The 12,447-nt window shown below is 58.9% G+C and carries 15 protein-coding genes and 1 pseudogene; 5 read left to right on the top strand and 11 right to left on the bottom strand.

What is annotated here, in order from left to right; all coding sequences use genetic code 11:
- Window positions 1-36: 36 nt before the first annotated feature.
- The 4 genes from RA210_RS22245 to RA210_RS16015 form a co-directional block, all read right to left on the bottom strand.
- Entirely contained in the window at window positions 37-264 is a 228-nt protein-coding gene (locus RA210_RS22245; RefSeq protein WP_236574784.1) for a hypothetical protein, read from the bottom strand.
- 11 nt (window positions 265-275) lie between these two features.
- On the bottom strand, window positions 276-851 hold the full coding sequence (locus tag RA210_RS16025; RefSeq protein ID WP_328821119.1) for a porin: 576 nt from the start codon (window positions 849-851) through the stop codon (window positions 276-278).
- Window positions 852-977: 126 nt separating this feature from the next.
- Entirely contained in the window at window positions 978-1,304 is a 327-nt protein-coding gene (locus RA210_RS16020) for a hypothetical protein (RefSeq protein WP_201487274.1), read from the bottom strand.
- A gap of 164 nt (window positions 1,305-1,468) precedes the next feature.
- Window positions 1,469-1,828: a co-regulatory protein PtrA N-terminal domain-containing protein gene (locus RA210_RS16015; protein WP_090351981.1), complete on the bottom strand. Its 360-nt coding sequence runs from the start codon at window positions 1,826-1,828 to the stop codon at window positions 1,469-1,471.
- A 202-nt stretch (window positions 1,829-2,030) separates the two neighbouring features.
- On the opposite strand from RA210_RS16015, the gene RA210_RS16010 reads away from it, so the two are divergent.
- Together RA210_RS16010 and RA210_RS16005 are read left to right on the top strand one after the other, a co-directional pair.
- Window positions 2,031-2,714: a heavy metal response regulator transcription factor gene (locus RA210_RS16010; protein WP_090351979.1), complete on the top strand. Its 684-nt coding sequence runs from the start codon at window positions 2,031-2,033 to the stop codon at window positions 2,712-2,714.
- Window positions 2,711-4,096, top strand: a complete 1,386-nt coding sequence (locus RA210_RS16005; RefSeq protein WP_201487273.1) for a heavy metal sensor histidine kinase — start codon at window positions 2,711-2,713, stop codon at window positions 4,094-4,096. The genes RA210_RS16010 and RA210_RS16005 overlap by 4 nt, the downstream gene beginning before the upstream one ends.
- Window positions 4,097-4,168: 72 nt before the next feature.
- Here the strand turns inward: RA210_RS16005 and RA210_RS16000 are convergent, their stop codons facing one another.
- Together RA210_RS16000 and RA210_RS15995 are read right to left on the bottom strand one after the other, a co-directional pair.
- A complete protein-coding gene (locus RA210_RS16000) occupies window positions 4,169-5,560 on the bottom strand; it encodes a DEAD/DEAH box helicase (protein ID WP_201487272.1) in 1,392 nt (463 codons plus the stop codon).
- On the bottom strand, window positions 5,557-6,147 hold the full coding sequence (locus RA210_RS15995; protein ID WP_201487271.1) for a hypothetical protein: 591 nt from the start codon (window positions 6,145-6,147) through the stop codon (window positions 5,557-5,559). Before RA210_RS15995 ends, RA210_RS16000 begins: the two co-directional genes overlap by 4 nt.
- A gap of 103 nt (window positions 6,148-6,250) precedes the next feature.
- Here RA210_RS15995 and RA210_RS15990 point away from each other — a divergent pair, with 103 nt between their 5' ends.
- A complete protein-coding gene (locus RA210_RS15990) occupies window positions 6,251-6,478 on the top strand; it encodes a helix-turn-helix domain-containing protein (protein ID WP_201487276.1) in 228 nt (75 codons plus the stop codon).
- Here the strand turns inward: RA210_RS15990 and RA210_RS22095 are convergent.
- From RA210_RS22095 to RA210_RS15975, 4 genes and pseudogenes are all read right to left on the bottom strand, one after another.
- A complete protein-coding gene (locus RA210_RS22095) occupies window positions 6,475-6,603 on the bottom strand; it encodes a hypothetical protein (protein WP_328821118.1) in 129 nt (42 codons plus the stop codon). The two genes, RA210_RS15990 and RA210_RS22095, sit on opposite strands and share 4 nt — an antisense overlap.
- A 357-nt stretch (window positions 6,604-6,960) precedes the next feature.
- Complete coding sequence (recA, locus tag RA210_RS15985) at window positions 6,961-8,007, bottom strand: recombinase RecA (protein WP_201487270.1); 1,047 nt, start codon at window positions 8,005-8,007, stop codon at window positions 6,961-6,963.
- 99 nt (window positions 8,008-8,106) lie between these two features.
- Window positions 8,107-8,625 (bottom strand): annotated as a pseudogene (locus RA210_RS15980) (ATPase domain-containing protein); the annotation flags it as partial.
- An 85-nt stretch (window positions 8,626-8,710) separates the two neighbouring features.
- Window positions 8,711-9,211, bottom strand: coding sequence for a CinA family protein (locus RA210_RS15975; RefSeq protein WP_136489456.1), 501 nt, complete (start codon window positions 9,209-9,211; stop codon window positions 8,711-8,713).
- A gap of 74 nt (window positions 9,212-9,285) precedes the next feature.
- On the opposite strand from RA210_RS15975, the gene mutS reads away from it, so the two are divergent.
- Window positions 9,286-11,865 carry a DNA mismatch repair protein MutS gene (gene mutS / locus RA210_RS15970; protein WP_201487269.1) on the top strand — a complete coding sequence of 860 codons (2,580 nt, stop codon included), beginning with the start codon at window positions 9,286-9,288 and terminating at the stop codon, window positions 11,863-11,865.
- A gap of 78 nt (window positions 11,866-11,943) precedes the next feature.
- Window positions 11,944-12,267 (top strand): ferredoxin FdxA, encoded by a 324-nt coding sequence (fdxA, locus tag RA210_RS15965; RefSeq protein ID WP_136489457.1) that lies wholly within the window; start codon window positions 11,944-11,946, stop codon window positions 12,265-12,267.
- 56 nt (window positions 12,268-12,323) lie between these two features.
- Here the strand turns inward: fdxA and RA210_RS15960 are convergent.
- A partial coding sequence (locus RA210_RS15960; protein WP_201485414.1) for a transposase occupies window positions 12,324-12,447 on the bottom strand: 124 nt, incomplete at its 5' end.

The raw sequence follows: 12,447 nt of genomic DNA, 5'->3' as shown, positions 1-12,447 counted from the left end.
CCATCGGTTACGGACTGCCGGACTTCGCAGAGGAACTCAACTACGGAGTCGATCTATCAACCATCTGAGGGTGGTATCAGATTGATGGGGTGAAGGTGCCCCATCAACCATTAAATCCGTATACCCAAAAATATTTGCCACTTCTGCCTGTGAGGGCGCTTTGGTTGCGCCCGGATTGACGATCACGGCCACCTCGGCGTGCGCCATGGCAGAAGCCAGGCTTAGCAGAGCGGCGGCGAGAGTCTTTTGAGTGAAACGATTCATGTTGGCTCCTCTTAGAATACGAAGTCAGCGCCGATGCTGAAGATGTCGCCGTCGAACGTTGGCTCGGCAGTGTTATAAGCCGGCACAAAGTTGCCGTTGTAGTTCCGGGTGGATTCGACGCGTTTGTATTCGCTCTTCAGCGTAACGTTGGCGTTCAGGCTGTAGTTCAGGCCAAACGCCCATGAGGAATCTCGGCCGGCGTCGCTTTCGTCATGCTGCGCATAGGTTACGTGGGGCAAAAAATCACCGAAGCGATGACCGGCCATGATGTAGAACGCGTCGTGCTCGCCCAGCGGGCTGCGGCGGTTGATAACTTCAGCGTTGGTGACCCAGCTGCCATTGTCGTATTGGTGGCCAAACGACATGAACTTGCCTTTGAACTCATCGCTACCGTCGACCATCAGGGATGACTCGGTGTAGCTGTAGCGGAACGTGCCGACGGAGTTGGTCGCCAGGCTCACGCTACCGGTCAGCAACTTCTTGTAGTCCGCGTCGAGACGGGTATCGAGACCATGGATGAAGATATTGCGATTTACCGCCTGGCCATAACTGGCCTGGAAGTTCAGCGTACCGAAGGAAGTCGGCAGGCTGTAATGCGTCGAATGTGGGTGTCAAACATTGGCGTTGTTAGAGCTGGCTCGCTCTGATACCCCCGTCAAACCTGCTCTTGATTGGCGCGAGTTTGTGTCAATCAATGGACTTGAGTTTGACGGTCAATTGCCAATTACCGAAATAGCCGCAAGAGGTAGGGGTGACGGGCGATTTGGCAGTGTCAATGTAGGGAACGTAAGGTGATACCAAGCCATCAACGCCCCTTCGTTTTTCAGCACGAAGCGCACGGTTTCCCCAGGCTTCACCTCAATCACCTGCTGGCTATAACCGATGTCTTCCATCTTGACGAAGACAGTGCGGGTAGTTGGCGTGGGCTTTGCTTGCTGGCCGATGTCATTAGCACTGCCGCTGCTTACGGCAGCGAAGACCTGAGAAGCAGTGCCGATCAGCAACGCAAAAGCCAGGAGCTTTAAACCTGAACTGTTCATGATGAGACCTCGCTTATGGTGTTTGGAGATCTCATTCTATTCCCTGCTACCTGCCAAGAAGCTGACCCCAAAACTACAATTTGGTCAGATTGAAAAACGGCGCCGTAGAGGCGCCGTCAGGCCAAGGGGGCAAGGAGTGTAAGGCCTGCAAGATGGGATAACCGTTACGGATGGCATTCCTTATCAGCCATCATCAGCTTGTGCTCACGCATCATCTGACCCAGCACGTCGTCTACCAGCTTGTCGTGCCTCTCCATCCAAGCCAGATGCTCTGTGGTCGTCATGTCGGGAGCCGGGTGCTCTTTGTGCAGTTGGCTCATGATGCTTTCCAGCATTTGCATATGCTCTTTCATATGCACATGGCGCTCGCCAGGTGAAGCCTTTTCTGCTTGAACCAGCGCAGCTTCAGCTTTATCTCGCATCTGCTCGATACGCTCAAAGACACGATCGCCGCCACCCTCCGCCAAAACCGCAGGAGACAGTAACAGAGAGCCAATCAGGAGCAAATTCCTCATTGATTTCATGGCATAATTTCCTTTAAAAGAAGCCATAATTGGCACCCCTGATTATTTTCATGCAGGAGTGCGAGAGCATGACGCCTACACCTTCACCTTAGACAAAGCCACCTTACGAAATACTTAAGCCAGAATTACATTTTCGTAATGTTAAGGCTGGCGAGCTATTTCCCTGCAAACTGAGTAGGCCTGATCCAAGGAAACCGCCGACATGAGACTACTGGTAGCTGAAGATGAACCCAAAACCGGGACATACCTGCAGCAAGGCCTCTCCGAAGCCGGGTTCAATGTTGACCGGGTCACGACAGGTACCGATGCGCTTCAGCATGCGTTGAGCGAAGCCTATGACCTCTTGATCCTAGACGTGATGATGCCCGGGCTGGATGGCTGGGAGGTTCTGCGCATGGTACGAGCAGCCGGCAAGGATGTTCCCGTGCTATTCCTGACCGCACGCGATGGGGTTGATGAGCGGGTCAAAGGATTGGAGCTGGGTGCAGACGATTACCTGGTCAAACCATTCGCCTTTTCCGAGCTACTGGCCAGAGTCAGAACCTTGCTACGGAGGGGTCACAGCTCGGCCACCCAATCCACCATGAGAATTGCCGATCTTGAAGTCGACCTGCTGAAACGCCGAGCCAGACGCGGCGAAAAGCGAATAGACCTTACGGCTAAGGAGTTCTCTTTGCTGGAGCTCTTGCTGCGACGACGCGGAGAAGTGCTACCGAAGTCTCTGATTGCCTCTCAAATCTGGGACATGAACTTCGACAGTGATACAAACGTCATTGAGGTCGCCATTCGACGACTGCGCGCGAAGATAGATGACGACTTCGAGGTCAAGCTGATCCATACTGCTCGCGGCATGGGTTATATGCTTGACGCGCCGGAGCCGGAATGAAGCGACTCTCCCTGACCGTTCGCATGAGCCTGATGTTCATGTCTGCGGCAATCGCCGTTATTACGGTCGCCGGATTGAGCGTCAATATACTAAGTCAGCATCACTTCGTGATACTAGACCAGCAGATCCTGCTCGAAAAAATCGAATCCACCAAGCGCATCCTCAAAAGCAAATCTAATAGAGAAAGCCTATCGGAAGAGCTTCCGCAGTTACAAACCTTGCTTGGGGCGCACCAGAATATGGCAGCCTCTATCCTGGCCGGAGATGGCTCAGTACTGTTTTCTTACCCTAAAGCAGCCAATATTCCAGAAAGATACCGAACATCGGCTGTACGAGACATGTGGGAATGGCAGGACGGCGAACGCATGTATCGCGGCATGACTGAGATAATTTCGATACCCGGTCTAGCTGACCCTCTGACAGCGCTATTAATCCTTGATGTAACTACTCATGCGCATTTTTTTGAGACGCTGCAACGATGGTTCTGGATTGGACTACTCATAAGCGCCATTGCCAGCGCTGCCCTCGGATGGGTGGTAGCCAGGCGTGGGCTCGCCCCCTTGCAACAGATCACTCAGGTAGTTGCTTCCATGTCTGCGAGGTCTCTGAAGGATAGAATCCCCCTAGAGTCGGTCCCCCCTGAGCTTCAACAGCTGGTCGCATCATTCAATGAGATGCTAGCCAGGCTCGATGATGCCTTTGTCAGGCTCTCTAACTTTTCAGCCGACATTGCACATGAACTGCGAACACCAGTTAGCAACCTGATGACCCATACTGAAGTTGTGCTCACCAAAAAGCGCACCATTGAAGACTACCAAGAGAATCTCTGCTCAAATCTCGAAGATCTCAAGCGCATGTCACGAATGATTGATGACATGCTGTTTTTGGCTAAATCCGAAAATGGCTTGATCACACCAGAAAACACCTGCATTGAACTCAAAGAACTCGTAACAAAGCTTGTCGAATACTACCACCTACTTGCAGATGAAGCCAGCATCACCATAACCGTATCAGGGTCAGGAGCCATCTCGGGCGACCGCCTGATGCTAGATCGCGCCATCTCTAATCTGCTATCTAACGCTCTGCGCTACACTCCAGCAGGCGAGAGGATTTCAGTTAAAATTCACACGAGCGGTGAATCCGTCTCGCTGACCGTAGAAAATCCAGGAGAACCCATAAACCCAGATCACCTAGACAAACTTTTCGACCGCTTCTATCGCGCCGATCCGGCCCGACGCGAAGGAAGCCCGAGCAACGTAGGACTTGGATTGGCAATTACACGATCCATCATTGAAGCACATAAAGGAAAAATTTGGTGTACTTCAGAAAATGGGATCACGGCTTTTCACATGGAGTTTCCGTTACAAAATCAAAATTCTTGAGTTGGAGTTTTGATAGAAAGCCTGAATGACGTCATGTGTAGCCTCACCCTCCGAGGATGAGGGGGGCGACTTTCAATAAAAACCCAGCAACAACTGCCGGAAATGCTGGGAAAAGCTGATCTGATAGCTCGGCTCAGCGGCAAAATCACCCAGCGAGTAGGCGCCCGCCGCACCAGCCCCAGGAGCCTGCCCAGCAGCATCACCACTGCGACCATCGCCCTCTCTGCCAGCCCCCATCCCATCAGCCATCGAGCCAGCAGGAGCGGTGGGCATCTGCACTTGGCTCAGCACCGCCAGGTCATCCGGTAGATCATCCCCAATCCGCTCGGCAAAGCGCTGCAACGTTGGCTCCGCCAGCATGAACAGCCAGGCTTTGTCATCGGGCTCTCCCATGCGCCGCAGCACCCGTCCCAGCACCTGCCGGTAGTGCAACTCGGTACGAATGCGGCTGAGGTAGCAGCACACCTGCAGGCGGGGGATGTCGGTGCCCTCGCTAATCATCCCCACGGCGACTATCCAGCGGCAGTCGCTGTGCCTGAAGTCGTTGATCACCTGCTGGGCATCCGCGGTTCGGTTGGTCACGACCCGGCAACTCTCCCCTCGGGCCTCCAGAGCTTGGGCAATCTGCTGGGCGTGCTCGATATCGGTGGCGACCACCAGGCAGGCCGCATCCGGTTTGATCTGGCGAAGCGCATCCAGCTTTTCGCACCCCAGGCCGAGCAGTTGATCGATCACCTCGTCATGGCGCAGCAGTTCTTCGAAGGTGACGGGGGATTCCCCCAGCAGCTTGGCGATGCTGGGAAACAGCCGGACAGTGCTTTCGGTCTCCAGCTCCTCGGTGAGCTTCACCTTCTGGTTGTCGAGAAGGACGATGCGGGGCGAGCGGCACACCCCATCGGCAATGGCCTCCTTCAGGCCATAGCGGAAGTCGCAGATCAGCTGCCCCTCGGGCGACGAGTAGCGAGCCAGGGCAATGGCTCGGTCGTCGGAGCGCCACGGCGTACCGGACAGCGCCAGGGTGAAGGCAGCACGATCCTGTATCCGTTGCAGGATCTGCTGTCCCCAGGCGTTGCTCAGCAGCGGATCATGACCGGCGCAGTGGTGGATCTCGTCGAAGACGACGAAGGCGCGGTAGTCGTCGAGAAGCTGCCAGAACGCCTCGTCACGGTAATCCATGGCCTGATAGGTGTACGCGGCCCCCACGGCGCCGAGCAGGCCGTCCAGGCGCCTGCCGAGCGCCGTCGCAAAGGTCGAGCGGAAGCCTTCGACGACCTGGCACGATGGTGCAAAGCAGAGCACCAGGTCGATTCTGCCTTGCTCCAGCAGGCGGCGGGCCAACTCTGCCGCCATGCGCGTCTTGCCGGCGCCGGGCGTTGCCTGGCAGAAGAAGTGCGGCGTGGAAATGAAGTGCTCCAGGGCCGCGTCGATACAGCGCCGCTGCCAGTCTCGAAGGGATGACCTCATCGCGCAGAGGAAAGCGTCTTGAGCGTCTTCTCGACAGCACGGAGGTGCCCCAGCAGCCGCGAACTGCGATCTCTGGCTTCGAGGTACTCGCCTTCGACCTTATCGCGGAGATACGGCATTTCGTCGAGGAGCTGCTTGTAGCGCTCCGCCTCGCCCATCGCCGATAGGAAGTCGAGCCGGATTTCCTTGAGGAGCGTTTCCAAATGCTGCTCTGCATCGGATGAAGGGTTGGGAAGCATGACGTTCTGTTCGGCTACTGACGGCACCCGCTCTGGCTCACACACTGTCTTGAGGCTGTTCTCGAACCCGCCGTCGACCAGCTCCAGCAGAAGGTGCTCCGGGAACGGTTGCAGGTGGTAGACCTGCCCCCGTGAGCGGCGCTGCTCGTCAGGTACGAGCCAGCCAGCCCGGAGCATGCGGCGGATCTGCTCATACACATAGCGGCGCACATCGCCGAGACGAAAGGTCATCCCCTCCAGGCGCTTGGCATAGGCATCCCGCAGGTCACGGGTCGTGAACTGCGCGCGCCCTTCCTCCTGAAGCAGCTCATACAGCCGCCTGTCGAAGATGAACGAGGCAGATTTCATGCGGGCCCCCGAGGGGTTGCAGCGGAAAAATACGGATTATAATCCGTGGCCTGTATGTCCGCAAACACAGGATATTGCCGCCTCAAGCGGAGTTGAGGCGGTCATGGATCAGTTGGCGAAGGCGTTGGGGGCACGCATCCGGACGCAGAGAAAGGCCTGTCGGCTTTCTCAGGATGCACTGGCGCTGGCCTGCAGCATCGACCGCAGCTACATGGGGCGCATCGAGCGTGGCGAGGTGTGCATCACCGTCGAGAAGCTGTACCGCATCGCCAGCATGCTGAGCTGCGACCCAGCTTCCCTCCTGCCTCCAGTGTCGGAGTTACAGGGCTAGTCGATCCTGGAGCTCAGGAAAACCCACGGCAGGCCATCTTCGCGCTGTTCCTCTACCTTCCCGGCAAGCAGCACCTCATACGCGGTCGGGTAATGACGCAACAGGCGGCGAGCCTCAGTGCGCACGGCCTCAGGCTAGCTAGCTCGCAAAGCCCTGCCGGGGCGAGCATGCATGCCGCTGTGCTGGAGTTTAGGATCTTGTGGCTTGCGCTGCGGGGACTTCTTGATTGTCGACTGAGAGGTCTTGCGCCACTAAATTCTGAAAATAGCGCTACGGAGTACAGTCCTGAAGCACTATTTTTGAGTAATCCTTAGCATCGCTGACACTTCCATTTTTGGCACTCGTAATGACGAAGTGCAGAGGAAGCCATAGCCTTGTAAAACAATGAGGCATGCCATTGAGAATCAGTAGATCTGCAAGAATTTTGGCCAATAAAAAGCCGGTAAAGATTTCCTTCACCGGCTCGGCTCCACAGCTATCGGTCAGTAGCCGTCAGAAGGCTCCGCTACTTCCTCAGAAGCAGATGCATTCGCAACAGCAGTTTCGGACATGAGCTTCCCACGAAGCTTGGCCTCGATCTCATCTCTGACAGAAATATTTTCCTCAAGCCACTTCATTGTGTTAGCACGACCTTGACCAATCTTGTTTCCGCTGTAGCTATACCAGGCGCCAGATTTTTCGATGAAGCCATTCGCAACACCTAAGTCTACGATCTCGCCACTCTTGCTGATGCCTTCTCCATAGATGATAGTGAACTCAGCCTGCCTGAAGGGGGCTGCGACTTTGTTCTTCACAACCTTCACGCGAGTTTCACTTCCAACAACTTCATCGCCTTCTTTAGAAGCTCCAATGCGGCGAATATCTAAACGAACCGACGCATAGAACTTCAGTGCATTACCACCCGTGGTGGTCTCCGGATTACCAAACATCACACCAATCTTCATTCGAATTTGGTTAATGAAGATACACATGGTGTTTGAGTTCTTGAGATTGCCAGTAATCTTACGCATCGCCTGACTCATCATACGGGCCGCCAAGCCGACGTGACTATCTCCGATTTCACCTTCAATCTCGGCCTTCGGAACTAGCGCAGCAACCGAGTCAACAATAATAAGATTTACAGCACCGGAACGAGTAAGGATATCTACAATTTCCAGAGCCTGCTCACCGGTATCGGGTTGCGAACAAAGCAGATCATCAATATTGACACCAAGCTTCGCCGCATAAATTGGGTCGAGAGCGTGCTCTGCATCAATGAACGCACAGGTCAAACCTTGACGCTGCGCCTCTGCAATAACGGACAGAGTAAGGGTTGTTTTACCAGAGGACTCCGGACCGTAAATTTCAACAATACGACCACGAGGAAGACCGCCAACACCCAAGGCGATATCCAAGCCAAGAGAGCCGGTAGAGATAACATCGATATCCATCGTACGGTCGCTACCCAGCCGCATGATGGAGCCTTTACCAAACTGTTTCTCGATCTGACCGAGTGCCGCTTCAAGAGCTTTGCTTTTTGCCTGATCCATATTTATTGACCATTTAAATAGAGTTAATCAGTTGATCTCGATCACCTTAGGACGCATCCCTCATAAAAAGGAGACCTCCTAAGTGAACCGCTTTTAGGCTGCCAGGGGAAGTACTGCATTCTGCAGGCCGACGTGCTGGTCGCCCATCTCGCCCTCGATCTCCGCCTTGGGCACCAGGGCGGCCACGGAGTCGACGATGACCACGTCGACCGCATTGGAGCGCACCAGCATGTCGGTGATCTCCAGGGCCTGCTCGCCGGTGTCCGGCTGCGAAACCAGCAGGTCGTCGACGTTGACGCCGAGCTTGGCGGCGTAGTCGGGATCCAGTGCGTGCTCGGCGTCGACGAAGGCACAGGTGGCGCCCTGCTTCTGCGCCTCGGCGATCACCGACAGGGTCAGGGTGGTCTTGCCCGAGGATTCCGGGCCGTAGATCTCGACGATCCGCCCCTTGGGCAGGCCGCCGATGCCGAGGGCGATATCGAGGCCCAGCGAGCCGGTGGAGATGGCCGGCACCGCCAGCCGCTCGTGGTCGCCCATGCGCATGACCGCGCCCTTGCCGAACTGGCGCTCGATCTGTCCCAGGGCCGCGGCCAGGGCACGCTTCTTGTTCTCGTCCATTGAAGTCCTCTCGTTTCGGAGCGGCCAGCCGGCCACGATAAACTGTATAATTAGCCAGTATTATTCCATAGGGTAGGGCACCCGCCTACCCCTCGACGGGATTTTCCCCTGCCGCCAGTCGCAACAAGCCCTGCAGGGCCAGCAGCACGGTCTGCTCGCGCACCGACAGGCGGTCGCCGGCGAAGCAGCGACGACAGCTGAATACCTCGCCGCCCGCCAGCCATGCCAGCCACACGGTACCCACGGGCTTGTCCGGCGTGCCGCCGTCGGGGCCGGCGATGCCGCTGACCGCCACCGCCAGCGAGGCGCCGCTGCGCGCGCAGGCACCACGGGCCATGGCCTCGACCACCTCGCGACTGACCGCGCCCTGCATGGCGAACAGTGCTTCCGGCACGCCCAGCAGCAGGTTCTTCTGCCGGTTGGAGTAGGTGACATAGCCGACCTCGAACCACTGCGAACTGCCGGCGATGCGGGTGATGGCCTCGGCGATGCCGCCGCCGGTGCACGACTCTGCGGTGGTGACCTGCAGCTGGCGCTGGCGCAGCGCCTCGCCCAGCTCACCGGCCAGAGCGGTGATGCGATCCATGGATGTCTCCGGGGTTAAGCCTGTCGGGGCGATACCGTACACTAGACGCTTTTTCGACCTGAAGCCGGACAGCGATGAGCAACAGCGATTTTTCCGCCCACACGCCGATGATGCAGCAGTACCTGAAGATCAAGCAGCAGCATCCCGAGCAGTTGCTGTTCTACCGCATGGGCGACTTCTACGAGCTCTTCTACGCCGACGCACAGAAGGCCGCCAGGCTGCTCGACATCACCCTGACCGCGCGCGGCCAGTCGGCGGGCCAGCCGATACCGATGGCCGGCATTCCCTTCCATTCCGCCGAAGGATACCTGGCCCGCCTGGTCAAGCTGGGCGAGTCGGTGGCGATCTGTGAACAGATCGGCGATCCGGCTACCAGCAAGGGCCCCGTGGAGCGCCAGGTGGTACGCATCATCACCCCCGGCACGGTCAGCGACGAGGCCCTGCTCGACGAACGCCGCGACAACCTGCTGGGCGCCCTGCTCGGCGACGAGCGCCTGTTCGGCCTCGCCGTGCTGGACATCACCAGCGGACGCTTCAGCGTGCAGGAGATCAAGGGCTGGGAAGCGCTGCTCGCCGAGCTGGAGCGCCTCAACCCCGCCGAGCTGCTGATCCCCGACGACTGGCCGAGCGGCCTGCCGGCGGAGAAGCGCCCGGGCGTGCGCCGCCGCGCACCCTGGGACTTCGACCGCGCCACCGGCCTCAAGGCACTGTGCCAGCAGTTCGGCACCCAGGATCTCAACGGTTTCGGCTGCCAAGGACTGACCCTGGCCATAGGCGCGGCCGGCTGCCTGCTGCTGTATGCGCGCGAGACCCAGCGCAGCGCCCTGCCGCACCTGCGCAGCCTGCGCCACGAACGCCTCGACGATGCGGTGATCCTCGACGCCGCCAGTCGACGCAACCTCGAGCTGGACACCAATCTGGCCGGCGGGCGCGACAACACCCTGCAGAGCGTGGTCGATCGCTGCATGACCGCCATGGGCAGCCGCCTGCTGTGCCGCTGGCTGAACCGTCCGCTGCGCGGTCGGGCCATCCTCGAAGGCCGCCAGCAGGCCATCGGCTGCCTGCTCGACGACTACCACTACGAGAACCTGCAGCCGCGCCTCAAGGACATCGGCGACGTCGAGCGCATCCTCGCCCGCATCGGCCTGCGCAGCGCCCGCCCACGAGACCTGGCGCGCCTGCGCGACGCCCTGGCCGCCCTTCCCGACCTGCAGCAGCACATGGCGGAGCTGGCAGCGCCACGCCTGCAGGAGCTGGCCGGCAGCATCCGCACCTACCCCGAACTGGCCGAACTGCTGGCCAGGGCGATCATCGACAACCCGCCAGCGGTGATTCGCGACGGCGGGGTGATCAAGCGCGGCTACGACGCCGAACTGGACGAGCTGCAGTTGCTCAGCGAGAACGCCGGCCAGTACCTGATGGACCTGGAGGCGCGCGAGAAGGCGCGCACCGGCCTGCCCAACCTCAAGGTCGGCTACAACCGCATCCACGGCTACTACATCGAGCTGCCGCGCGTGCAGGCCGAGCAGGCGCCGGCCGACTACATCCGCCGCCAGACCCTCAAGGGTGCCGAGCGCTTCATCACCCCCGAACTCAAGGCCTTCGAGGACAAGGCACTGTCGGCCAAGAGCCGCGCCCTGGCCCGCGAGAAGCTGCTCTACGACGAGTTGATCGAAACCCTGATCGGCCAGTTGGCGCCGCTGCAGGATACCGCCGCGGCACTGGCCGAGCTGGACGTGCTGAGCAACCTGGCCGAGCGCGCCTTGAACCTCGACTTGAACTGCCCGGTGTTCGTCGACGAGCCCTGCCTGCGCATCACCCAGGGTCGCCATCCGGTGGTCGAGCAGGTGCTGAGCACCCCCTTCGTCGCCAACGACGTCAGCCTCGACGACGCCACCCGCATGCTGGTCATCACCGGTCCGAACATGGGCGGCAAGTCCACCTACATGCGCCAGACCGCCTTGATCGTGCTGCTCGCCCATATCGGCAGCTACGTGCCGGCACAGGCCTGCGAGCTGTCACTGGTCGACCGCATCTTCACCCGCATCGGCTCCAGCGACGACCTCGCCGGCGGACGCTCGACCTTCATGGTCGAGATGAGCGAGACCGCCAGCATCCTGCACAACGCCAGCGACCGCAGCCTGGTGCTGATGGACGAGGTCGGCCGCGGCACCAGCACCTTCGACGGTCTGTCGCTGGCTTGGGCGGCAGCCGAACATCTGGCCCGCCTGCGCGCCTTCACCCTGTTCGCCACCCACTATTTCGAGCTGACCGTGCTGCCGGAAAGCGAGCCAGTGGTGGCCAACGTGCATCTGGATGCGGCAGAGCACAAGGAGCGCATCGTCTTCCTCCACCACGTGCTGCCCGGGCCGGCCAGCCAGAGCTACGGCCTGGCGGTAGCACAGCTGGCCGGAGTACCGGACCCGGTGATCACCCGCGCCCGCGAACACCTGGCCCGCCTCGAGCAGACCAGTCTGCCCCACGAGCCGGTAGCCGCTCCCAGCAAGAAGGTGCGCAAGGATGTGCCTATCCAGCCCGACCTGTTCGCTATGCAGCCCCATCCGCTGCTGGAAAGACTCGAACAGCTCAACCCGGACGAGCTGACCCCGCGTCAGGCACTCGAGCTGATATATGCTTGGAAGACCCAGATATAACGAAGCAGATTCCGAGCTGCTAGAATCCCGCGCGCCATGCCGTGGCTGGCGCCTGCCCGTCTGAGGAGATAAAAGAACATGACCTTCGTCGTTACCGACAACTGCATCAAGTGCAAGTACACCGACTGCGTGGAAGTCTGCCCGGTGGACTGCTTCTACGAAGGCCCGAACTTCCTGGTGATCCACCCGGACGAGTGCATCGATTGCGCCCTGTGTGAGCCAGAGTGCCCGGCCCAAGCCATCTTCTCCGAAGACGAGGTGCCGGAAGACCAGCAGGAGTTCATCGAACTGAACCGCGACCTGGCGGAAGTCTGGCCGAACATCACCGAGAAGAAGGACGCCCTGTCCGATGCCGAAGAGTGGGATGGCGTGAAGGACAAGCTGCAGTATCTGGAACGCTGAGCCGCCAGCACTCCGCTGCCAGCCAAGCCCCGACCTGTTCGGGGCTTTTTTATGGTTCATCGCATTTTCCCGGGGAAGGCGGCCTTGATTTTCAGGAAAAAGTAATCGGCGTCCCTGAAGCCATAGGCCATGCGCTTGATCACCTTGATCCGGTTGTTCACCCCCTCCAGCAGGCTGGTG

The organism is Pseudomonas sp. OF001, from assembly GCF_904426495.1.
GTDB lineage: Bacteria > Pseudomonadota > Gammaproteobacteria > Pseudomonadales > Pseudomonadaceae > Geopseudomonas.
Note: the sequence above shows the minus strand (reverse complement) of the source record. Positions and strands in the feature narration are given on the sequence as shown.